The sequence below is a fragment of the Undibacterium sp. 5I2 genome (genome assembly GCF_035019605.1).
Lineage (GTDB): Bacteria > Pseudomonadota > Gammaproteobacteria > Burkholderiales > Burkholderiaceae_D > Undibacterium.
Map to the genome: position 1 here is coordinate 41752 of NZ_JASJVS010000017.1, position 23675 is coordinate 65426.

Annotated in this window: 22 protein-coding genes; 6 read left to right on the forward strand and 16 right to left on the reverse strand. The window is 53.9% G+C overall.

The features are described 5' to 3' along the window. Positions 1-15: 15 nt before the first annotated feature. Both QN359_RS08290 and QN359_RS08295 read right to left on the reverse strand, forming a co-directional pair. Positions 16-687, reverse strand: a complete 672-nt coding sequence (locus QN359_RS08290; protein WP_322248969.1) for an OmpW/AlkL family protein — start codon at positions 685-687, stop codon at positions 16-18. Between the two features lie 12 nt (positions 688-699). Beyond that, positions 700-2256 (reverse strand): alpha/beta hydrolase, encoded by a 1557-nt coding sequence (locus QN359_RS08295; RefSeq protein ID WP_322248970.1) that lies wholly within the window; start codon positions 2254-2256, stop codon positions 700-702. A 402-nt stretch (positions 2257-2658) separates the two neighbouring features. Here QN359_RS08295 and QN359_RS08300 point away from each other — a divergent pair, with 402 nt between their 5' ends. Both QN359_RS08300 and QN359_RS08305 read left to right on the forward strand, forming a co-directional pair. Next, complete coding sequence (locus tag QN359_RS08300; RefSeq protein ID WP_322248971.1) at positions 2659-3462, forward strand: ABC transporter substrate-binding protein; 804 nt, start codon at positions 2659-2661, stop codon at positions 3460-3462. Between the two features lie 31 nt (positions 3463-3493). Further along, positions 3494-6451 carry a hybrid sensor histidine kinase/response regulator gene (locus tag QN359_RS08305; protein WP_322248972.1) on the forward strand — a complete coding sequence of 986 codons (2958 nt, stop codon included), beginning with the start codon at positions 3494-3496 and terminating at the stop codon, positions 6449-6451. Positions 6452-6486: 35 nt separating this feature from the next. Here QN359_RS08305 and QN359_RS08310 read toward each other — a convergent pair whose 3' ends face one another. From QN359_RS08310 to QN359_RS08325, 4 genes are all read right to left on the reverse strand, one after another. Further along, complete coding sequence (locus QN359_RS08310; RefSeq protein WP_322248973.1) at positions 6487-6945, reverse strand: DoxX family protein; 459 nt, start codon at positions 6943-6945, stop codon at positions 6487-6489. Positions 6946-7085: 140 nt separating this feature from the next. Continuing rightward, positions 7086-7856 (reverse strand): DNA-binding domain-containing protein, encoded by a 771-nt coding sequence (locus tag QN359_RS08315; protein ID WP_322248974.1) that lies wholly within the window; start codon positions 7854-7856, stop codon positions 7086-7088. After that, positions 7853-8701 (reverse strand): DUF692 domain-containing protein, encoded by an 849-nt coding sequence (locus tag QN359_RS08320; protein ID WP_322248975.1) that lies wholly within the window; start codon positions 8699-8701, stop codon positions 7853-7855. Before QN359_RS08320 ends, QN359_RS08315 begins: the two co-directional genes overlap by 4 nt. 24 nt (positions 8702-8725) lie before the next feature. Further along, positions 8726-8986 (reverse strand): DUF2282 domain-containing protein, encoded by a 261-nt coding sequence (locus QN359_RS08325; protein WP_322248976.1) that lies wholly within the window; start codon positions 8984-8986, stop codon positions 8726-8728. Positions 8987-9273: 287 nt separating this feature from the next. Between QN359_RS08325 and QN359_RS08330 the strand changes: the two genes are divergently transcribed. Continuing rightward, positions 9274-9492 (forward strand): RNA-binding S4 domain-containing protein, encoded by a 219-nt coding sequence (locus QN359_RS08330; protein ID WP_322248977.1) that lies wholly within the window; start codon positions 9274-9276, stop codon positions 9490-9492. An 18-nt stretch (positions 9493-9510) separates the two neighbouring features. Here the strand turns inward: QN359_RS08330 and QN359_RS08335 are convergent, their stop codons facing one another. From QN359_RS08335 to edd, 10 genes are all read right to left on the reverse strand, one after another. Next, on the reverse strand, positions 9511-9912 hold the full coding sequence (locus QN359_RS08335) for a hemerythrin domain-containing protein (protein ID WP_322248978.1): 402 nt from the start codon (positions 9910-9912) through the stop codon (positions 9511-9513). A 302-nt stretch (positions 9913-10214) separates the two neighbouring features. Then, positions 10215-11135 carry an endonuclease NucS domain-containing protein gene (locus QN359_RS08340; RefSeq protein WP_322248979.1) on the reverse strand — a complete coding sequence of 307 codons (921 nt, stop codon included), beginning with the start codon at positions 11133-11135 and terminating at the stop codon, positions 10215-10217. 131 nt (positions 11136-11266) lie between these two features. Further along, positions 11267-11551 carry a type II toxin-antitoxin system RelE/ParE family toxin gene (locus tag QN359_RS08345; protein ID WP_322248980.1) on the reverse strand — a complete coding sequence of 95 codons (285 nt, stop codon included), beginning with the start codon at positions 11549-11551 and terminating at the stop codon, positions 11267-11269. Between the two features lie 2 nt (positions 11552-11553). Beyond that, entirely contained in the window at positions 11554-11826 is a 273-nt protein-coding gene (locus tag QN359_RS08350; RefSeq protein WP_322248981.1) for an antitoxin of toxin-antitoxin stability system, read from the reverse strand. A 186-nt stretch (positions 11827-12012) separates the two neighbouring features. Next, positions 12013-12213 (reverse strand): YjfB family protein, encoded by a 201-nt coding sequence (locus QN359_RS08355; protein WP_322248982.1) that lies wholly within the window; start codon positions 12211-12213, stop codon positions 12013-12015. 52 nt (positions 12214-12265) lie between these two features. Further along, positions 12266-12805, reverse strand: a complete 540-nt coding sequence (gene mobB, locus QN359_RS08360) for a molybdopterin-guanine dinucleotide biosynthesis protein B (RefSeq protein ID WP_322248983.1) — start codon at positions 12803-12805, stop codon at positions 12266-12268. Between the two features lie 66 nt (positions 12806-12871). Then, entirely contained in the window at positions 12872-15640 is a 2769-nt protein-coding gene (ppc, locus tag QN359_RS08365; RefSeq protein ID WP_322248984.1) for a phosphoenolpyruvate carboxylase, read from the reverse strand. A gap of 321 nt (positions 15641-15961) precedes the next feature. Beyond that, a complete protein-coding gene (gene pgi / locus QN359_RS08370; protein ID WP_322248985.1) occupies positions 15962-17596 on the reverse strand; it encodes a glucose-6-phosphate isomerase in 1635 nt (544 codons plus the stop codon). Between the two features lie 52 nt (positions 17597-17648). After that, on the reverse strand, positions 17649-18293 hold the full coding sequence (eda, locus tag QN359_RS08375) for a bifunctional 4-hydroxy-2-oxoglutarate aldolase/2-dehydro-3-deoxy-phosphogluconate aldolase (RefSeq protein WP_322248986.1): 645 nt from the start codon (positions 18291-18293) through the stop codon (positions 17649-17651). Between the two features lie 52 nt (positions 18294-18345). Beyond that, positions 18346-20178: a phosphogluconate dehydratase gene (gene edd, locus QN359_RS08380; protein ID WP_322248987.1), complete on the reverse strand. Its 1833-nt coding sequence runs from the start codon at positions 20176-20178 to the stop codon at positions 18346-18348. A 354-nt stretch (positions 20179-20532) separates the two neighbouring features. Here edd and zwf point away from each other — a divergent pair, with 354 nt between their 5' ends. The 3 genes from zwf to QN359_RS08395 are packed head-to-tail and all read left to right on the forward strand — an operon-like array spanning position 20533 to position 23611. Further along, positions 20533-21993 carry a glucose-6-phosphate dehydrogenase gene (gene zwf, locus QN359_RS08385; RefSeq protein ID WP_322248988.1) on the forward strand — a complete coding sequence of 487 codons (1461 nt, stop codon included), beginning with the start codon at positions 20533-20535 and terminating at the stop codon, positions 21991-21993. 6 nt (positions 21994-21999) lie between these two features. Continuing rightward, entirely contained in the window at positions 22000-22671 is a 672-nt protein-coding gene (locus tag QN359_RS08390) for a 6-phosphogluconolactonase (RefSeq protein ID WP_322248989.1), read from the forward strand. A gap of 25 nt (positions 22672-22696) precedes the next feature. Beyond that, a complete protein-coding gene (locus QN359_RS08395) occupies positions 22697-23611 on the forward strand; it encodes an SIS domain-containing protein (protein WP_322248990.1) in 915 nt (304 codons plus the stop codon). The last annotated feature ends 64 nt before the right edge of the window (positions 23612-23675 follow it).

Consider the following 23675-nt stretch of genomic DNA (forward strand, 5'->3'; position numbering starts at 1 on the left):
TTCACTTCAGAAAAATCAGAAGCTATAACCTACACCAGCTGTCAACACGACAGGACGGAAATCAATCGTGGTTTTGCGAGCAATGCTACCGGTGGTGGCCGTCATATCGCTTTTGACCTGCGCTGTTGCCAGCGAAGCAACGAACGACCAACGGTCAGCAAACTTGTAGCTGAAGCCAACTTGCGCTGCAGCACCCCAAGAACTGGTCAGATCGATTTTAGTCGGGCCACCTGTTGCCAAATTGCCACTAGTAGTTGAGTTGGCATCAAAAAACTGTGTGTAATTCAAGCCGAGACCGACGAAAGGACGAAACTTGCTGGTCGGATCAAAGAAGTTATAGTTGATGAAAGCGGTCGGTGCACGTTGCTTCACCTGCGCCGTCACACCATACACTTCCAGGTTACCGCGGCCATAAACATTATGCTTAGGTGGCAAACCCATGACGATATCGAGATCGAAATGATCATTTAATTTGCGGGTATAAGCCAACAATAAAGTAGTCGCATTGCCGACATTGAGACCGGCCGGTTGTGGCGTCAAAAAAGCCGGGCCATTGCTGCTCAGATCAGCCGACTTCGAATGGATGTCGAGATTGATCAGACCAACACGCAAAGTGTTTTCTTGTGCCGCTACCGAAGCGCAGGCCAGTACCAGCATGGCACCGGCAACAGATTGGAATTTATTCATGTTAACGATTCCTTAGTGTGAGCTTGCCAGAACTTGCAGGAAGAAGCCACGTGCGGCCGCATTGCAGAACGGTGCAACCAAGCTGCCATGATAGACGCCGGCAACTGCTGCGACCGGATCTTGATTCGCTGTGACAGCCGCGCTGATCACGGCATTTTTTGCCGTCTTAAAACCAACTTTTGCCGCAGCATAAGGATCGGATACGCCGAGGATGGCGGAATCCACGTCGAGTACTTGCAGACCAGCCGTTGCGGCAACTGGGTAACCCATAGGGTAGCCGTGGTTGACGAAGAAGGCAGCGGTGGCAGTGGTGCTTTTGAAAAACACGGTAGGATCGCTGGAACCGCCACACATCATGACCGGTACGGTTGGCACATAGGTACGCAAGTCATTTTGCAAGGCACGAGCACGGACTTGGGTAGCTGGAGTACAAGCAACTTGCAACGATGGTTCAGCGCTGCTATTACACGGATTTTGTACCGCATCGCCAAGGAAGGCCGCGCGATAGCTCGATTTAATCAAATTGCCTGTGCCAAAGAAGCTAGCAAAGCCCGGGGTAACTGGTCCGGAATTCGCGGCAAACATATGCGTAGCAGGCAAGACACCGGCCGTAAACACATCAGTAATCGATGGGTAATTGCCAGGCAAAACAGTTTCTATCGTTGCGGCATACGGATCTTCGTAAATTTCACTGGCGCTGCCATACAGGTTGGCATACGACTTCTGCCAGCTGGTGGTAATCAATGGCAAGAAAACCGTGCCACCGGCATTCGGCGCACCGGCAAAAATTGCGTCGGCTAACAAAGACATCGCATACGGACCAGATTGACCCGCCATGGCAGTGACGGTAAATTCGGAGGCGTAATTTTTTTGCATCTCGCGCTGTGTCGCCATGGCGACGAAACCACCTTGCGAATAACCGGTAATGAATAATTTACCGGAATCTTGCACGCTGATATTCGGAAAGGCTTGACGCGCTGCACGCAAGGAATCGATGACATCGTTCGCTTGCTGAGTAGCATTCAGGAATGGGTGGTAAGGCAAAGGCGAGACATCGTAACCGGCATAGTTCGATGCGACAACGATGAAGCCTTGCGCTGCATACATAGCGGCAACCAGACTGGCTTCGGAATTATCGCGCAGATTAGCCATGTTGAATGCTTTGTTTGCGGTCGTACCATGGGCGTAGATCAGTACCGGGCGCGGGCCGCTGCAAGCAGCATCGGTACCAGACGGTACCATGATCGCGCCAGTCGAACTGGTGGTTTCACCGGCACCGCCGACGGTGGCATATTTCATGTAGTAAGTCGAGATCGCGCACTTCGGCACGCCCGTTACTTGTGTAATACCCGGCTGACCAGCTTCAAGCATGGCGGCAAACGCAGTCGGTGACAATTGTGGAACTGCCGGACCGCTGGCTTGCGGAATCGGAACCAGATTCGGTGGATTCGCCGCCAGAGTGCCGCGCGCAGTGGAAACGCTGACCACTGGACCCGGGGTACCGCTGCCGCCGCAAGCCGTTAAAGCGGCACTTGCGAGCAAACCCAGCGTGAGATGATATTGACGCATGTTGTCTCCTGTATTAAGAATATTTTTGTCAAGTTGCAGAACTGTGGGTACCCAAAAAAAAGAAAGGCACGAGCGTTCTAAAAACTTACAAGTAGTATCGCACCCACAAACATTGCTGAATAGTTATATATACAATTCTAGAGTAAACCTTCTTAAAAAAACTTTCACTAAGTGAACCTGAGACAGGCGCGGGACGGCCGAAGCTGCCAAACCAAGAAATTGTAGTGAAAAATTAAATAACCGCCGATTTAACGAAATTTTAATTGCGTATAAATATATATTCTGGCCACACTGCAGGTATGAAGATATTGCTTTTAAGAAATTCATTGAATCATAGCATCCGCCAGAGCTATCGAACTGCGCTGCTCCCTTTTTTTTCGACGTTGTTTTCTGAGGTAAGGTATGAAACCGTATTTATCTGGCTGCTTGCTGTTACTGAGTCTGGGGCTCAGCGTTGGCAATCTGCACGCGCAAACCAATGGCGCTAAGTTGGCAAAAATCTTACACAGCAAAGAATTGCGCGTCTGTATATGGCCTGATTACTACGGCATTAGCTTTCGCAATCCCAAGAGCAAGAGTTTATCGGGCTTGGACATCGACATCTCGGCCGCGCTCGCACAAGAGCTCGGCGTCACACTGCGCTATGTCGATAGTTCATTCCCGCAACTGATCGACAAACTGCTCAATGACGAGTGCGACATCGCCATGCATGCCGTCGGCGTGACGCCGGCGCGGGCGGCCAAACTGCAGTTCACGCAAGCCTACTTGCGCAGCGATATGTATGCAGTTATCTCAAAAAACAGCAATGCGGTACAAAACTGGGATGATCTCGACAAACCGGGCCGGATTATTGCCGTGCAAAACGGCACGGTGATGGTCGCGGTGATGCAAGCAAAAATCAAACAAGCAAAATTACTGCTGGTCAGTGCCCCCATGACGCGTGAGCAGGAAGTCGAATCGGGTCGTGCCGACGCCTTCATGACCGACTACCCCTACAGCCGACGCGTGCTGGCAAGCACCGACTGGGCGCGCATCATCGCCCCACCCCGCCCCTACAATTTGACGGATTATGCGTATGCGATCGCTCCGGGCGATCCAATTTTCCTGGCGCGGCTAAACCGTTTCGTCGCCGAGATCAAGAAAAATGGCCGACTGGCGGCCTTCGCCAGCAAGCACCAACTCGATGCCATCGCCCTTTCACAATAAACAGCACAATATGGCACCGACCCGGCATTTCATGCTCCGCTTGAAAAAATTCCCCATCTGGATCGCTCTCGGGCTCTTGTTTTGCGCCTTCATTTTGCTGGTCACTCAATTGTTGCTCAAGCGTGATCAGGCACTGACTTTACAAGCGAATAATACACAAGGCGAATTACTGGCAAAAATGCTGGAAAGCCACCTCACCCGCACCCTGTCTTCGATTGATAATTCGCTCAATGTGATCGCTGGCCTGCTCAATAACCAAGCTGGCGAGCAATCACTGGAAGATATTCAGATTCGCCAGATTCTCGAAGCCACGGCCAGCAATTCGACCTATTTACGGTCAATTTCTCTACTCGACCAAAATGGTCGCGTGCTGGCCAGCTCGATTCCCGGCGAAACCGGCCGCCATATCGAACTGGCCGAACTCGGCTTGGGCAGCGTGTTGAGCACGACCTTGGAGGCGGGACAGCCGGTCTTCCTGCGCGACATCAATGAGCTCGATCGGGCCGGCAAGATCGTCGCGCAGACCGGCAGCGCTAGCCATTGCCTGCCGTTTGCCAAGCAAGTCCGTATCCGTCAACGCGAATTCGTCATGCTCGCAATCGTCAACCCTCAGTATCTACTCAATGATTTCAGCGGCATGTTGGGCCCGGGCGTGAATTTCGCCACGATATTCGATTACAAAGGCAAAGTCTTGAGCACGACGCTGAATGAACAATTCGAACTCGGCAAGAGCTATCCCTCAATGGAAGTGTTTACCGCACTGCGCAATGAGCAAGAGTTTGGAACGCTGCACCTGAGTCAGGCCGACAGCTACTTTAACAGCAACACCTATGTGATCAATTTCCGCACACCGCGGCGCTACCCAGTAGTTGCTATCACAGCCATGTCGGAAAGCTACGCGCTCGCGCTGTGGGCAGACCAATCGCGCAAGCTGAAATGGACCGGCATCGCACTGGCCTTGTTTGTGTTGCTGTGCTCGCTGTTACTGCATTGGTTAATGCGTACGCGTGATCAATTTGAAGCGGCACTGGAGCGCGCCAAAATCAACGCGGAACAAGCGAATCAAGCCAAGAGTGTCTTTATCTCTACGATGAGCCATGAAATTCGCACGCCGATGAATGGCGTCATTGGTATGACCACGCTACTGATGGATACGGCACTCGATGAGCAGCAAAGGGAATTTATCAAAATCATCGATGAATCGACCCAAGCCCTGATGGCCATCATCAACGACATTCTCGATTTCTCCAAAATTGAAGCCGGCAAGATGCACATCGACATCAGCGACTGCCATTTACTGAGCGTGGTTGAAGCGAGCGTGGAAATTTTGGCCGACCGCGCGCGGCGTAAGCAATTGCGTGTGATCAGTCTGATCGACCCGAATTTGCCGGCGCTGATTTGCACCGATGGCGGGCGCTTGCGCCAAATCTTACTCAATTTAATAGGTAACGCGATCAAATTCACCCAAGCGGGAGAAGTGCTGATCGAAGTCTGCGCCACAGACCGCCCCGGTAAGCCCGCCATGTTACGCTTCGACATCCACGACACCGGCATCGGCATCGCGGCCGAGGTGTTGCCATCTTTATTCTCGCCGTTCATGCAAGCCGACAGTTCGATCACACGTCGCTTCGGCGGTACCGGTCTGGGTTTATCGATTTGTAAACGGTTGGTCGAATTGATGCAGGGTGAAATCGGGGTGAGCAGCAACAACAGCGGCTCGCACTTTTGGTTTGAACTGCCATTGCTGGTGAGCCAACGTTCGGCGCAGTCAGAAACACGCCGCTTGGCACAGCCCTACCCCGTCTTCGTCTTGACTGGCAGCGTGAATTTATCGCGCATGCTGGTCAGCTACCTACGCTCCTTTGGTGCCGTCCCTGTGCTGCTCAACAGTGCGAACGATCTCATCAGCGCACTGGCAGCCCATCCGGAAATTCGGATGGGCATCATTGAAGATCAAGCGCTGCATGGTGCCGGTGCCCGCATCAGCAGCTATTTACGCACGCACCAGCCGGCTTTCGCTTGCGTATTGCTATCCGATGCCAATGAAAGCAATCACGATCAGCTCGTCTTCGCGGCGCAATTGCGCACCCCGCTGCGGCACGGCAGCTTATTCGATGCCTGTGCATTACTTGGCCACAGCCTGGACCGCGTCACGCCCGCGCTGCCGCACAGCAACTTCGCAGAGCAAAGCGATCTGCCTGAGCCAGCACTGGCGCTCAGCGTGGCAGTACTGCCGCAGACAAAAATCTTAATCGTGGAAGACAATTTGATCAACCAGAAAGTCGCCGTCAACATCGTGGAAAAACTTGGCTACGCGACCGGGCTGGCCAATAACGGCCGCCAAGGCCTTACCATGTTTGCAACAGGAGACTATGCGCTGATACTGATGGATTGCCATATGCCGGAAATGGATGGCTTCGAAGCGACGCGCCAGATTCGCGCGGCCGAACGCGCGCGCGGCGGCCATATTCCTATCATCGCCCTGACCGCCAATGCCATGGCAGAAGAAAAACCGACTTGTCTGGCCGCCGGCATGGATGATTATTTGTCCAAGCCTATCAACCGCGCTGATTTAGCGGCCATGTTGACGCTGTATCTGTCGACTGGCAGCCATGCCGCAACGCTTGCCATTCAGCAATCATCACAATGGACTTCCATACAACGCCGTTTGCATGATATGTTCGGGGCCGACCAAACCGCGCAAAGCGAAATTCTGGCGCTGTTTATGAGCACCATGCAGCCAATTTTGCCGGCACTTGCCAGCGCCATTGAGGCGCGCGATTATCGTGGCATCACGGCGCTCGCGCATCAAATTCATGGCATGAGCGCCAATCTTGGCATCGACGCGCTGAGCCAGCTCAGTATCGATTTGGAACAAGCCGGTATGCGCCGTGATGTGCCGCTGTTAAACGCTTTACATCCACGCTTAGGTATCGCCCTCATTGATTTCGAGGCGGCACTTCAAGCCTTTGTACCGGCAACAAATTGAAGCAAGCGCGGATTGAAATCGGCACGAGCCGCCGCTCAGCGCGGGCGGCTCAGTCGCGCATCAAGACTGAAACGCCCGGGGCCGGACAAGACTAAAACGAGCAGACACAGACCCCAGTAAAAATGGTCATTGATCGCTGCCGGACATTCAAACATCCACAATTGCGGATAAGAAATAACCGCCATGGCATTGACCATGAACAAGCCCAACGCAGCCGGACGTGAAAACAAGCCGACTGCCAACAGCAGCGGGAAAAATAATTCTCCGCCAGCGCCCATGAGCGCAGCCAATTCCGGCGGCAAAACCGGCACTACGTATTCTTCGCGGAACAAGGACAAGGTAGACTGCCAATCGGCAATTTTAATCAATCCGGCCTTAAAAAATTGCCAAGCGATATAAAGCCGCAAAAACAGGCTCAACAGACTCATCCCCCAGTTTTGCAGCAATTGATCGCAGCGTAAAGACTGGGCATGCAGGCGGAAAAAATAGTTCATAGGTACTTTCAGAAAATTAATCTCGCAGAGCGGACAGCGTCGCTATGAGAACATGAGCATCGAAGTACATCAGTCGAAACGAAAAAGCTTAACTTACAGGCAAAGGAAAACTATTTGATTCGACTCAAGCGACTTGCATCTCAGTCTGTGAACCGCACACTGGTAAATGCCGCGCTATCAAACCACTGACGCACGGCCGCGCCGACATCGGCTGCCGCTTCGTGCTCCAGCAACACTTCCAAGGCTGCCGCGACGCTGTGACCGGCAAACAAGGCTTGGAGCGCCCGGTAGTGCGCCAAATCCAGCGCGATCACGCCGGCGCGCCAGTCGGTCCTGGTTACCAAGCCATAACAAGCTTGCATCAGCGTGCCGGCCTCGAGCGTGCGCGTGCCGGCTCCTTGATGCGCCTGCCACACCGAGATGGCAGCGCTGGCACTGTGGTGTAAGCTGGCGGCCGGATGCGGCAGCAAGCGCGCGCTATCCAAAGCGCTGCCGGCTACAACTGCTTGGGCAAGGCAGTCTGTCAGACTCAGAGTGGGGCTGTTTTCGGCATAGTAAGCGCACTGCAGTTGCCACTCAAGCGTGGCAACATCGGCAAAATAAGGATAATCGCTGGCATGCGCACGCAAAAACTGCGGCAGAGCAAGACCAAATTCATGCAAGTCACCCGATTGTGAAGGAAAACTGTGGGCATACGCGCGCGCCATGCCGGAAAAAAATTCTGCGCCGCCAAGTTGCTCCACGACCGGGTAGGCATGGCGCAAAGCCGCGAGCTGTACGGCATGTTGATTGCCGCGATAGAAAGCAAAGCGTTCATCCAGCATAGGCGTAGCGAGCAAGGAATCAGGCCAGCCCTTCGGTGCCGCCAAGGCGGCGGCAAATTGACTCTGCAAGCTGGCCAAAGAGTTCATGTTACGCGCTTTCGTGTCAAGTCTTGGCATTGCGCCGCCTTAGCCGCCTCTTCCACTAACACGGAAAGAGCAGGAATTTCGGTATCCCATTCGATCAACACAGGGATGTCGCTACCAAGCAAGTGACAAGCACTGGAAAACAACTGCCACACGGCTGGTGCCACTCGGCTACCATGGTCATCGACCAAGCAATGGCCAACATCGAGATGGCCAGCTAAATGAATTTCGCCAACTGTTCCGGCTGGCATGCTCGCCAGCAACTGCAAAGCAGTCAGGGCATCTTCACGATGATTGACCTGATTGACATAGAGATTATTTACATCAAGCAAAATGCCGCAACCGGTGCGCTGTACCAGGCGGCATAAAAATTCGGTTTCCGACATCTGATCTTGAGCAAAGCGCACATAGGTCGAGACATTTTCAATCAAGACTTGGCGTTGCAACAGAGTTTGCATCGCATCGACCCGCTGACACACCAAGTCCAAGCTTTCGCTCATCAATGGCAGTGGCAACAAATCATTAAGATGCCGCCCGGCTAGGGCTCCCCAGCATAAATGCTCGGAAATCAAGGCCGGTTCGACTTGCTCAGCGAGTCGCTTAAGGCGCGTCAGGTGAGCGGCATCGTAGCCGTGCACCGAACCCAGCCCCAAACCAACACCGTGTAAGCTGAGCGGATAATCGCGGCGTAACTGTTCGAGCATAAACAAATCGATGCCACCGGCACCGAAGTAATTTTCCGAATGCACTTCCAGCCAGTCCACTGCCACCGAGCCGGCAGAAAATTCACGGTAATGCTGCGCGCGCAAGCCTATCCCTACTCCCAAGGCGAGGGCAGATGGAGGCAAGGCGCGCGCCGACATCAATGAAACTTAGGCTGGGGCTTTGGCTGCTTCAACTTTGCCGCCCATTTTTTCACAAGTACCGGCTGGTACTTTTTTCCATTCTGCCGCGTCATTGTCTTTTTTACCTTGGCCAGCACAAGAATGGCTACCGGTCTTGGTCGCGCAATCATTTTGACCAGCTTTGGCAATACCGAAGCATTTTTCCGTTTTAGCCGGTTCTGCGGCCATGGCCATCGATGTTGCTGCCAAACTAACGAGTGCTGCGGCGATCAGGGCTTTATTGTTCATTGTGCTCTCCAAAATAGATCCGGCCTGGCCGGATGCTCGACTGTTACCAAGCCATAATAGGGCCCGGTGCGGGTAATTTCTCATCAAAACAGGGCATTAACACCTGGCCAACGAGAAACAAATGATAAATTACCTCAAATAGTCGTAGCACGCGCAACAAACTTACAGGCATTCGAAAAAATAATTTAATCTGCGCAAATTTTGCCTCAAGGATATTTTAGGATTCGGCCCAAGGCCGCGCCACTGGTGTATGCTTCGGCTGTTTTGAATTTTCAATAGGAAACATGATGCAAAAACTCAGCTTCAGCCTGGAAGGCGAATTCGTTGAATTAAATCAGCTCTTGAAACTGGTCGGCCTGTGCGAAAGCGGTGGCGCGGGCAAGATGATTGTCGCCAGCGGCGATGTCAAAGTTGACGGGCAACAAGAGACGCGCAAAACTGCCAAAATCCGCGCCGGCCAAGTGGTGCAGATCGGCGACATCCGCATCAGCGTCGTCGCCGTCTGAACGGCCGACCTCCGGCGTTCAGGCTGTTTGCTCTAAGCCAACCATGAAGCGGGCCAGCATGTTATCCATGGTGTCGACATGGTGTTCGAACCAATGTGGCAACTCTTCCGCCAGCCGTGGCCCAAGCTCCTCATCACCGGCCGCCACGCGCGCGCGCACTTCGCTCATCAATTCGAGTACCGCCGTATGCTCACGTTGATGGCAGCCGGCCGGTGGAAAGTCATGCGCCACCATCCACTGATCTTCCTGGGCAAAATGGATCACACTGTGGGCGATCAGCGCATCGAGCCGCGTCAGATAGCTGGCCGGGTCATCTGACAACAACGCCGCGCACAGGCTGACAAATTCTTCATGGGTAGCATCCATGGGCTGGTAATGCAGACTCAGTCGCTCGGACCAGCCCCAGATAGGCGTGCTCATCATCAATTCCTCTCACAAATAACAGGCTGAGATTATGGCTGATCAGCACAAAATTTGCTTGAGGAAAATCATGGATTCTGTTCTGGAAAGCGCGTAGGGTAGCGGTATTTGGTGTGTTCGGCGAGGAATCGAGGTCAGCGGGAAGCATCCTATCGGTTTCCGCGCTTAATAAGCTATATCATTTCAGCATGCTTTTGAGACTATCGCATATGACGTGATGGTCGGCTGAGGTAATGATCCGGACTGAAAACCCTTTTGCTACACTCTATGAAGAAAGCGCATCGACTCGTTCAGCATTACGGCTAGCACTTCAACAATTTAAAGCTAATCTGATACCGATAAAAACTCACATTCGGTGCGACTGAAAGTGCGCGGCGAATACGTGCATCATCATCAAACGCAATAATGGCACCTTTGACAATCTGATTCACCTCGGCCAGCTCCTCCTGAACAAAACCCATATAGCGCAACACCTGTCCGACCACCGCGTCGCTGGCACGGCCCTTCTTGAGCTCCACCACCAGCAAAGATTGTTTATCCTTACTAATGGCTAATATATCCATCGGCCCGGTATCGGAAGCATATTGCTGTCCAACCCGCTCGCCATCTTCTTCATAAATATCGTACGACCGACCCAGTTCAGTTTGCGCCCAGTTTTGCACCAGAAAATCCTCGAGATGCTTCTCGAGTGCAAACGCACCAGGGTCTTCCGCACCGCTGAGCACTTGCTGTATGCTGACCACTCCGCCGATCAATTGTTCAAGCTCGTCACGGTAACGCGTCACCTCACTAACCGTACCGATCGAGCCGGCTGATTTACGCAATGCATCACTCATTGCACTGCGTTCGATACGAGTATTGAACCAGACCACCGGCCGCCGGTGCGGCAGGATCTCGTCGGGTGCATAGATATAACCGCCACTGACCTCACCGATTCGATATGCGCCACTCCCATCAGGGCACAGCACAATATCGCCGCTACTTATGCCCTTCGCTACCGTCCACAAAAAACCGCAAGCCAGCCCGGCACCGATCCGAGTTTTACCAGGATGCGCCGCCAAAAAAACTGGAATAAAATGCTTATTGAATTCACGCCACTCTTCGCTCAGCGAATCATGCAAATTCTGCCTGACATCAAAATCAACGCCGATGAAATTGCCGGCAAAACAGCGTTCGGCATACATACTTTGTTTGCCCAGCATAAGGCGATAATAATTTTTCATTTTTCTCTCAATGCCATGAAAAATGCCATTGATAATGCGATTCACATCATCAATGGCACTAAAATTTACAATGAAATCAGTCGCTCAGCAGAAAAACTCACTCCATTTCGTTATGCTTCGGTTCAGTGCGCTCAATCACGCTCCAATGGCCACAAGCGTGCAGTGTGAACCAAGGCCAACACCCATACTGTTTCGTCGCTGATTTCGTAGACCAAACGATAGCTTTCATGCGCTATCACCTCGCGGGTTCCCGGTATTTTCCCTGCTCGCCCCAGTTGAGGGTGATGGACCAATCGGGCCGCCACATCGCTGAACAGTTCATCCATACGGGCGGCCGCGCGCGGATTGTCGGCTGAGATATAGTCCCAGATATCGTCACGATCAAGCAGTGCTTCAGGCGTCCAAACCAGCCTCATACTCAAGCATTCACGGCCGCACGGCGAGCAGAAAATATGGCTTCAACTTCATCATTGGAGTGAGCAACGCCAGCGTGCATTGAGGAGCGAGCAGCAGCTACTTTGCGCGCGAGAAATTCATCGTATTTACGCACTTCGCGCTGACGTTGAACGAATTCGCGCATCAACTCACACACGACTTGAGGCGCGGAGCGGTGTATCGCCTGTGCTTCCTGCATGAAATCAGCACGCAGCTCGGGCTCAAGCTTCATCGTAAAAATGGCTTCTTTGGACATAGTACCAGCCTATTAAAATGGATGAAGGAAGTATATACGTTCTCAGTAACAGCGGCAACTTTGCGGTTCTGATGCTGGTTGCCGCCCAGAACAGTGAGAAAAAATTCCGGCCAAGGCAACACTTTTAGCCAAAATCGGACTAGGCGCCTGAGCTACCTACGAGAACGATGGGACGGCGCTATACAATCAAGCCGTAGTATTGATATTGCGCCCCAAGTGGGCCGGCAGATTCGAGACTGGGTTGGTGGAAGGGATGGCGTCGATCAAGGCCGTTGCGGTCTCGGTGGCCATATCATTGGCTTTTTTCAAAACAGCGATACTGACAGCTTGGCTGGTACCGACTTCCGCCAGCGTGCTTGCTACGTTAGCAATTCCTGTGATATCCATGACAATTCTCCTGATCCATCTGTTTCGTTAACGGCAGGAAAACAGGACTTCTTTAGCCCGGTTGTGATAATTTTTTTAAATTTCCACTTTGCAGTGCAGCAAGCAGCCAAGCCAGCACTTGTTCAGGCTGATTCAAATTTAGCCAGACCAAGCCGGCCGGCAAATCATCGGGCCGGGCATCATCGGAGGCGACAGCCAGAATGTGCTGATCAGAACGGAAAATCTGCGGCTTGCCAAGCACAGAGCGATAAACTTCGAGTTTCGGCATGACTTCCCATTTGTAGCCCTCTACCAGTATCAGGTCGGCATCTTGCATACGCGGTAATAGTTCTGCCAAGCTGGGCTCGGCTTGCTGGCGTAATTCATGGGCAATCACGTAACGGTAGGGCGACACCAACATCACTTCCACCGCCCCAGCGGCGCGCAGGCGGGCGCTGTCTTTGTGCGGCGGCTCGATGTGGATATCGTGATGACTGTGTTTGACCACATTGACACTGATCGCCTTGGCACATAATTGCGCCACAAGAAACTCCAGCAAGGTGGTCTTGCCGCTGCCCGACCACCCTACTACTCCTAGCAATTGCTGTGGCATGCTGTACCTGAAAGAGAAGAAAGCGCCAGTATACGCATAATTCGCCAGATCTTAATTTGCCTTAAATCAACCGCTGTTTCTGAGGCCGGCAGCAATCCCATTAATCGACAAGTGTATGCCGCGACGCACGCGCTCATCGGTGTCACCATTGCGGAAGCGTTCCAATAATTCGACCTGTACATGGTTCAAAGGCGACAGGTAGGGGAAACGATTGACAATCGAACGCGCCAACAAAGGATTGGCCGCCAATAATTCATCCTGACCCGAGATGGCTTTGAGCACAGCGATGGTAGCGGCATGTTCGGCTTCGATGCGCGGGAAAATTGCCGCGCGCAAGGCTTCATCCTTGACCAATTGCGCGTAACGACTGGCAATGCCGATATCACTCTTGGCCAGCACCATTTCCATATTCGAGAGCACGGTGGCAAAGAATGACCATTCTTTGAACATCGCTTGCAAAGTCGCCAAGCCATCGAGCGGATGGGCTTGCACATAGCATTCTACGGCAGCACCAAAACCGAACCAACCCGGCAACATCAGGCGACATTGCGACCAACTGAAGACCCAAGGAATGGCGCGCAAATCTTCGATTGCGGTCGATTTTTTGCGTGAAGCGGGACGGCTACCAATATTAAGGCCGGCGATTTCAGAAATGACGGTCGATTCCCAGAAATACTGCTCAAAGCCCGCGGTTTCATACACCAAGGCACGATAGGCTTTGAATGCATGATCCGACAATTCTTCCATCGCTGCGAGAAATTCAGGACGCGGCGGCACTTCACTGTGCGAGAGCAAACTCGCTTCCATGGTCGCGGCCGCTAAGACTTCGAGATTGCGGCGACCAACTTCGGGATTGGCGTATTTAGCCGTGATCACTTCACCCTGCTCGGTCAGACGTATCTGCCCTTGCACGGCACCGGCCGGTTGCGCCAGTATCGCCTGATAACTTGGGCCGCCGCCGCGACCGACCGAACCGCCGCGACCATGAAACAAACGCAGTCGAACTTGGTGACGCGCAAACACTTGCACCAGATCGAGCTCGGCTTTATACAATTCCCAACCCGAAGTCAGGAAGCCGCCATCTTTATTACTGTCGGAGTAACCGAGCATGACTTCCTGGGCATTGTCGCGACTGGCTAACAAGCGTGCGTAAGCCGGAATGCCGAACAAACGGTCCATCACCGGCGCACTGTTTTGCAGATCGCCGATGGTTTCGAACAGCGGAATGATGTTGACATCGAGACGCCCTTCGGCCGGATGCAGCAAGCCCGACTCTTTGAGCAGCAAGGCCAGCTCGAGCATGTCGGACACACCATCGGCTTTCGAGATGATGCAATTCGGTACTGCCGCTTTGCCATAGCGTTGCTGGGCCGTGGCAGCGGCGCGGTAAATCGCCAATTCCGACTGGGTTTCTTCCGAATACGTGAGGTAAGGCGAAGCCAGCGGACGCGCATTGCTGATCTCGGCAATCAGACAGGCGATGCGTTGCTCTTCATTGCAAGCGAGGTAATCGATGGTCGGATCGGCGGCCTGCAGCAATTCCGCCACCACGCGTTCATGGACATCGGAATTTTGACGCAGATCGACCGGTGCGAGCGAAAAGCCAAACACCCTCACGGCCCGGCGTAAATGACGCAGACGACCACGGGTTAAGGCCGCCGAACCGTGCGCGACCAAGGAATGATGAATGATATCGAGGTCGGCCGCCAAGGCTTCGGCCGTGGCATACGGCGCAGCCACGCCACTCGCGGCGATGGTCGGCAAGAGCCCGAGCAACTCGGTATAACTGGCAGCCAAGCGCGCATACACGCCGCTGATGGCGAGTCGATACGGCTCGTCCGAGCGGTGCGGCGAATGATCGGGCGAGCGCTGTGCCAGCGCCAGCAAATCATCGGAAACGGCTACCAGCAAGCTGGCCATCGATAATTGCGAACCGAGGGTATGCAATTCGTCGAGATAAAATTTGAACGCTCGAGTCGCTTGCATGGCCAAAGTTTTTTCCAGCACGCTGGCGGTAACGAAGGGATTGCCATCGCGATCGCCGCCTATCCAACTACCCATCTTCATGAAGCTTGGCAGTTCGGTCGAGGCAGCATCGGCATCCTGACTATCTAATAAATCTTCGAGGCCGGCGTACAACTGCGGCAATTCGCGCAAGAAAGTGTAATCGTAAAAACTCAGACCGTTTTCCACTTCATCGAGCACCGACAATTTGGCCGTGCGCAGCATCCGAGTCTGCCACAGCGTGAGTATGGCGCGGCTCAGCGCCTCTTCATTGGCGGCCGATTCTTCCGGCGTCAATTGCATGCGGTCGCGCTCGTCGAGCAGACGCGTGATCACCATCTGACAATTGAGTATGCTCTTGCGTTGTACTTCGGTAGGATGGGCCGTCAGTACCGGCACGACTTGGGCGGTTTGAAAAAAACTGCGCAATTGTTCAGTGCTGTGACCGCTGCGGTACAACTCGCCTATCGTATGCGCCAGACTACCGCGACGCGGTGCGGAACCGGCAATCAAGTGGGCGCGCGTGCGGCGGATGTGGTGCTGATCTTCCGCCAGATTAACCAAATGCGAAAAATAACTGAATGCGCGTATCAATTGCGTGGTTTGATCATTGCTCAAGCCATCGAGCGTGGCTTCAAGTTCGGCGCGCGCGGCCGGATCGGCCTCGCGACGAAAACGTATCGAATTCTGACGTACTTGCTCGATCAAATCGAACACCACATCGCCATGTTGATTTCTGACGGTATCCCCGAGCAGTCGTCCGAGGCGGCGGATATCGTCGCGCAGGCTCTGGTCTTTATTGTCGTGCAATTCGTTGTCTTTATCGTTCATGTCAAGTAAGGATTCGGAGTGAAAGGGGATGGAAAAGTCTGGCAATAATAACTATTGTCTAAATTTTACGGTATATCCGCAGCGGGATAGATGAAAAATCTTGATCTGAACCGGCTAGGAGTCTGTCGGACTTAGGGAATCGAAGCGAAAAATCGCTTGAGCGAGGACAGATTTTGGCTATTTTTTTGTCAATACCGAGCGTATTGACAAAAAAATAGACGAAATATGGACCGCTCAGGCAATTTTGCAGCCGATTACTCCTAAGCCCGACAGACTCCTAGGTAGGCCGGTTCAGCCTGCTTCAAACTGCTTTGGCTTGCCTCAGGCAGCTTTTTTAAATTGCTGGCTACGCTTGACCGCCAATAGCAAACCGCGTGTCGAACTGTCGTATTCTTCCTTGACGGCGGCGGGATCAAGACTGATCAATTGCTGCGCCAAGGATTTTCCCAACTCCACGCCCCACTGATCAAAGGCATTGATATCCCAGATCACCGATTGCACGAAAACTTTGTGCTCATATAAGGCGATCAAGGCGCCGAGTGAGCGCGGTGTCAGTTCATCGAGCAGCACCGTCGAGGTCGGTCGATTCCCTTCAAACACCCGAGGTGCCAGCATTTTTTCCGGCAGATCACCCAACTCGGCACGTACTTCATCGATGTTTTTTCCCAAAGCCATCGCTTTCGATTGCGCGAAACAATTCGCCAGCAAGGCTTGATTATGGCCGGGCAACCCGGCATCGTCGTCGGCAACGACGATAAAATCGGTAGGAATGATGGTCGCCCCTTGATGCAGCAACTGAAAATACGCATGCTGACCATTGGTGCCGGCTTCACCAAACAAGATCGGTGAAGTCGGATAGTCGACCCGCTCGCCTTCGCGGGTGACCGACTTGCCATTGCTTTCCATTTCAAGTTGCTGCAAATACGCCGGCAAACGCGTCATACGCTGATGGTAAGGGGCGATCGACAGCGCTTGCAAGCCGAGGAAATTGATATTCCAAATACCGACCAAGGCCATCAACACCGGCAAATTTTGTTCCAACGGTGCTTGCGCAAAATGCAAATCCATTTCATGCGCACCAGCCAGCATTTCTTCAAACCGATCGGCACCAACATACAGCGCGATCGACAAGCCGATGGCACTCCACATCGAATAGCGGCCACCGGCCCAATTCCAAAACGGAAAAACATTTTCCTCGGCGATACCAAATTCACCAGCCGCTTTGACATTAGTACTCAAGGCCACAAAATGCTGACGAATTTGATCGAGCGGGCAGCCGTGCGCCAGCATCCAATCACGTGCCGTGCGCGCATTGGTCAGCGTTTCCATGGTCGTGAAGGTTTTCGAAGCGACCACGAAGAGCGTGGTTTCCGGATCGGCATTGGCCAGCGCATCGGCCACATGACGGCCATCGACATTCGACACGAAGTGCAAAGAAAGATTTTTTTGCGACCACGGTGCCAAGGCAATGCAGGCCATCTGCGGACCGAGATCGGAACCGCCAATGCCGATATTGACGATGGTGCGTATCGCTTTACCGGTAAACCCGAGCCAGCGACCTTCACGCACGGCATCGCTGAAGTTGCGCATTTGCGCTAACACGGCATGTACATCGGCGGCGATATTCTCCCCATTCAATACGAAAGACTCATCTTTTGGCAAACGCAATACCGTATGCAGCACCGCCCGGTTTTCCGTATGATTGATCGCTTCACCGCGCAGCATGGCATCACGGCGCGCTTCGACTTCCTGCTGGCGTGCCAGCGCCAATAAATTCAGCTTGGCCGTGGTATCGATACGCTGCTTGGAGTAATCGAGCAAAATACCGCAGGCAGACGCCGAAAAGCGGGTGAACCGCTGGGCATCGGCACGGAATAATTCTTTCAGTCCAGGCATATTGGTTGCGCGTTGCTGTAACAAACACCAGAGCGGAGTACGGGAAACGGAAGTAGCCATGTTCTTGCTTTACATTGAATGAGTCAATCGAAGGAATACCTGTGAACGCCGTTCAGCGCTGGCCAGCTTGGGCCGCAGCGGCCGACAAGACGGCAATCGCGGCCCAGTCGGCATTTTGAATCAGCGCGGCCGGACACATCCAGGAACCGCCGACACACAAAATATTCGCTTGCTGCAGCAAGCCCGGCGTGGCTTCAACGGTAACGCCGCCAGTCAGGCAAAAGCGCACATCGGGGAAAGGCCCGCCGAGTGCTTTGGCCATCTTGGTGCTGCCGACTATATCCGAAGGAAACAGCTTCACAACTTGAAAGCCATGTTCCAAGGCCAGCATCAAATCACTGGCACCGCCAACCCCAGGAAAATACGGCAAACCCGATTCCTGCGCGGCCTTGGCCAGCAGCGGCGTGATGCCGGGGCTGATACCGAAGGCGGCACCGGCGTCGCGCACGGCATCGAGTTGGGCGGCCGTTAAAATCGTGCCGGCACCAACGGTCACCTCAGGACAAGCTTTCACCACCTCGCGCAAGACCGTCATCGCATTCGGCGTGCGCAGCGTGATTTCCACCGCCGGCAAGCCGTTGGCAGCCAAGGTTTGCACGCAGCGTATCGCTTGATCGACATCATCGGTGACCAGAATCGGCAAGACCCGCAATTGTTCGAGGCTGGCGATGATGCTTTGAGTAGTATGGGTAGTCATGATGTCTCTCTGTTTTTTAATATCAATGAATTGCGAAAAAAAGCGCGTCGGATCAGATAAATAAGGTCGATGCACCGTGCTCAGGCGCCGTCACGACGCGCCGTTGGGTGGCAAACAAATCGCGCCCGTAGCCGAATGTCGCCGCTTCGTTGTGGCTGGCGACGCTGCGTTGTTCCCACTCGGCGGCGTCGACCAAGGCCAGTAATTGGCCGGTATGGACGTTGACTTCGATCAGATCACCATCGCGCACTTTACCCAGTGCACCACCCTGCGCTACTTCCGGGCTGACATGCAGCGCTGCCGGAATGCGACCCGAGGCGCCCGACATACGACCGTCCGTGACCAAGGCCACTTTAAAACCGGCCGACATCAAACTGCCGAGTATCGGCGTGAAATGGTGCAGCTCTGGCATACCATTGGCACGCGGCCCTTGGAAAATCACGACGGCGACGAAATCACGGTTAAGTTGGCCGGCTTTATACGCCGCCACCAAGGCATCCTGCGAAGTAAACACTAAGGCCGGCGCACGCACCACCCAAGCTTCTTCCGGCACCGCCGAGGCTTTCACGATGGCGCGCCCTATATTGCCTTGCAACAGACGCAGACCACCGGTGGCAGCAAACGGCGTGGCGGCATTGCGCACCACGTCTTCATTCGGCGAGGCAGCCGGCAAATCAGTCCAAGCAACTTGCGCGCTACCGCTTAACACCGGACGACGCGTATGACCATGCAAACCCTGCTCGCCATACACCGTCATCACATCGCCATGCATCAAACCGGCACGCAGCAATTCACGCAGGACAAAAGTCGGGCCACCGGCCTCTTCGAAGGCATTGACATCGGCCGTGCCGTTCGGGTAGACGCGGGTGAGCAGTGGAATGACGGCCGACAGTTCATCAAAGTCTTGCCAATCGATCAGAATCCCCGCCGCCCGGGCCACGGCGATCCAGTGGATGGTGTGATTGGTGGAGCCGCCGGTCGCAAGCAAGGCGATGATCGCGTTGACGATGGTTTTTTCATTGACCAATTGGCCGATAGGTTTGTAGTTACCGCTTTGTTCGGTCAAGCCCAGCACGCGTTCGACGGCCGCATCGGTGAGCACGCTGCGCAAAGGATCTTCGGGATGGATGAAGGCCGCGCCGGGCAAATGCAAGCCCATCGCTTCGAGCAGCATTTGATTACTGTTGGCGGTACCGTAAAACGTACAGGTACCGGCGCTGTGGTAGGCGGCGCTTTCGGAAGCCAGCAATTCTTCTTTGCTCGCTTTACCTTGCGCATAACGCTCACGCACCAGCGCCTTGGCCTTGTTCGATAAGCCTGAACCCATCGGGCCGGCCGGAATAAAAATAGTCGGCAAATGACCGAAGGCCAGCGCACCGATCAATAAGCCCGGCACGATTTTGTCGCAAATACCGAGGCACAGAGTGGCATCGAAGGCATCATGCGACAAGGCCACCGCCGTGGCTTGCGCAATTACGTCGCGCGAAAACAGCGACAATTCCATACCGGGACGCCCCTGCGTGACACCATCACACATGGCCGGCACGGCCCCGGCGACTTGTGCCGTGGCGCCGAAACGCAGCGCCGCTTGACGAATTTGCTGCGGATACGATTCATACGGTTGGTGTGCCGAGAGCATGTCGTTGTAAGCGGTGACGATGCCGATATTCGGTTTTTGCGCCTGATTGAGCCAAATTTTGCTACTGCTATCCATGGCCGCATTGGCATGGGCCTGATTGGCGCAAGACAAACTGGCGCGACGCGGGCCGCGCCCACGCATTTGCTCCAATTGCGAAAGATAGTTGCTGCGTAAGGTTTTGCTACGGCTGATGATACGGTTGGTAACCGCGTCTATCACCGGATGCAGCGTGGTCGATGTTGTCATGAACTCACCTGAAAGGAAATGGGAAAGCAATCGGACGTCGCAGCCGAGGCACAAAACAGCGTGGCATCGGAGGGTTCTGTCACTATGCTGATAAAGATAGCATAAACAAACAATTTACGTAACAAACTTTCAGAAAATTACTATTATGCTGTTTTATTACGCAATATCTTCCCATTTAACGTAACGAAACTACATTTCTGACGATTTTCTGGCATAATTGATTCAGCCTGTCAGTATTTTCACAGGACTGACGTAAAATGGTTTCGGCAAGGCCAAGTAAAACCACGGCGAGCACTGCGGCGGTTTTGCGCCAGTCCTGCTTCTATACTTATACAGCACCCATACGGAGTTCCCATGACCACATTTGTCTTATTCGGCGGTACCGGCGATCTCGCCAAGCGTAAGCTTATCCCGGCACTTTACAGCGCATTTGTGAATGGTCGACTCGATCATGATTTTCAATTCGTCGGTGCCGCGCGTGAACGTCTGAGCGACGACGAGTACCGCAGCCGGGTTGGCGACAGCATCGCCCAATATGCCGACAAACTCAGTGGTGCCAGCGCTGAAACATTGCAGCAATTTCTGGCCTTGACCCGCTACGCCAAGATCGATGCGCGTGTGCCGGAAGATTTCGCGGCTCTCAAAAGCATGGTCCACACCAGCCCCACCAATGCCACACTGTTCTATCTGGCTACCGGCCCCGATATTTTTATTCCGGTGGTCGAACAACTGTCGCAACATGGCTTGGTAGAAGGGAATGCCCGCGTCGTGGTAGAAAAACCGCTAGGCCGCGACGCCGTATCGGCCAAAGAAATCAATCAATCTCTGCGCAATTATCTCGAAGAAAATCAGATTTACCGCATCGATCACTATCTGGGTAAAGAAATGGTGCAGAATTTGTTGGCACTGCGCTTTGCCAATTCCTTTCTGGAACCGCTGTGGAATCGCACTTGGATACAAGATGTGCAGATTTCAATTTCGGAACAAGTTGGGGTGGAATCGCGCGGCGATTTCTACGACCATACCGGTGCACTGCGCGATATGGTGCAAAATCATTTGCTGCAATTAGTCTCGATCGTCGCCATGGAACCACCGGTGAATGCCAACCCCGATGCCATCCGCGACGAGAAAGTCAAAGTACTGCGTGCACTGCATAAATTTTCGCCCGATGAAGTCAGCAAACGCACGGTACGCGGCCAATACCGCGCCGGTGCCGTCAATGGTCAGCCGGTCATCGCTTACCAAGCCGAACCGGGGGTGCCGCCGGCCTCGCGCACAGAAACTTTTGTTGCCATCCGCGCCGAAATCAATAATTGGCGCTGGGCCGGCGTACCGTTCTATCTGCGCACGGGTAAACGCATGGCCAGCCGCAGCGCTGAAATCACCATCAATTTCAAACCGATACCGTATTCGATTTTCGGTCAATCGCAAGGACCGATGCGTTCGAACCGTCTGGTTATTTCACTGCAGCCGGAAGAAAGCGTGCAGTTGTTCATGAAAGCCAAAGATCCAGGCGAAGGCATACGCTTATCCGACGTCGCGCTCAATCTGGACTTCGCCGAAGCCTCGAACTCGCGCCGTGTCGAATCTTACGAACGACTGCTGCTCGATGCCATGCACGGCGACTTAACACTGTTCGTGCGTGATGACGAACTCAGCGCCGCTTGGGCTTGGATAGACCCGATCATGGAAGCCTGGAAAAACGACAGCGAAGGTTTGAAATCGTATATCGCCGGCAGTTGGGGCCCGTCCGCTTCCAGTTATTTATTAGCCCAAAACAACGCCGCTTGGGGCGAAGAATTCGTAGAAAGTTAATCCAGCATGAACCCTGTTACGTTCCATAGCTTTGCCAATATCGATGAACTCAGCAATAGCCTGAGCCGACTATGGTTCGATCTGATTCAGAGCGAACCGGCCGGCAGCAGCTTCGCATTGGCTGGCGGCAGTACGCCGGCACCGGTATATCGCGCCCTCAACACCCTGTTGCACAGCACCGAGCTGGCGCAGCCAGTGCAGTTGGTAGCGACTGACGAACGTTGGGTGGCCGATGACAATGCACAAAGTAATGAAGGCTTGTTCCGCCGCGTACTGCAAGGCAGTGAAAAAAATTGGCGCTTGGTTTCCCTGAAAAATGCCTCGAGCTCACCGGAAGTAGCCGCGGCCGCTATCGATGAGCGTTTGGCGGCGCACTTTCCCGGCGCATTTTCCGCCGTCTTGCTGGGCATGGGCAGCGATGGCCACATCGCCTCACTGTTTCCCGGCGCGCCGACCGAACACCAGGCATTGCGCTGCCTGGCGGCGCTGCATCCGGAGACACAGCAAAGCCGCATCTCCTTATCGCTGCCGCGCTTAATCGATAGCCAGCGCCTGTGGCTAGTCATTACCGGCGCAGAAAAACGCCGCGTACTGGAACAGGCCAGCGGCGATACTTTACCGGTTTCTGCCCTGTTACGTGCTGCAGGCTGTACTATCGACGTCTTCTGGTGTCCGTGACACCAGACTGCTACTCCGAGAAAGAATGACTGTTATGGCGTATCCGTTTTCCGAACCTAAATCCGAACTCAAATCGATCGTACCATCCGAAAAAGGATTACTGGCGCGGATACGCATCGCCAGCACGGCACTCAGTCGCGCCGAACGTCAGGTGGCAGAATTTTTATTACAAAAGCCGCACGATGCCTTGGAAATGTCGATCCGCGTCTTGGCTCAAGCTTGTGACGTCAGCGAGCCGACGGTCGCGCGCTTTTCCCAAAGCCTGGGCTTTGACGGTTTCAAATCGTTCAAACTGGCGTTTGCCAAGAGCCTGGCGACCGGCATCCCTTACCTGCATCTCGATGTCAACCAAGCCGACCATGTGCGTGACGTGCTGCCGAAAGTATTTGACCGCACCATCGCCACCCTGATGGAAGCGCGGAATAATGCCAATGTAGCCAGCTTTGAAGCGGCCGTGCATTTACTGGCACGGGCCCGCCGCATCGAATGCTATGGCCTTGGCTATTCGGGTGCCTTGGCCATCGATGCACAATTAAAATTCTTCCGCTTCGGTATTCCAACTACCGTGTTTTGCGATGCCCACTTGCAGGCGCAATCGGCTTCACTGCTCAACAGCGACTGCGTGGTAGTGGCCTTCTCACGCACCGGCCGCACGCGCGATTTGATCAACAGCGTGCAGTTGGCGAAACACGCCGGCGCTAAAATACTGGTGCTGTGTGCCAGCGGCGGCCCGCTGGCTGACTATGCCGATGCCCATATCAGCGTCGATGTCGAAGAAGACCCAGATATTTACACACCGATGACTTCGCGTCTGGCGCACCTGACTTACATCGATGCGCTGGCGGTCGCCGTCACCCTGCTGCGCGGCCCGGCCGCCATCGACATGCTCGAGCGTGCCAAAATCAGCATCAGTGAAAAACGCCTCGAGTCAAAACTGTAAACAATGTCGTAAAAATTTAACAATTCCTGTTCTTGTTGATTTCAAAAGCCTTTTTTACCAGCAT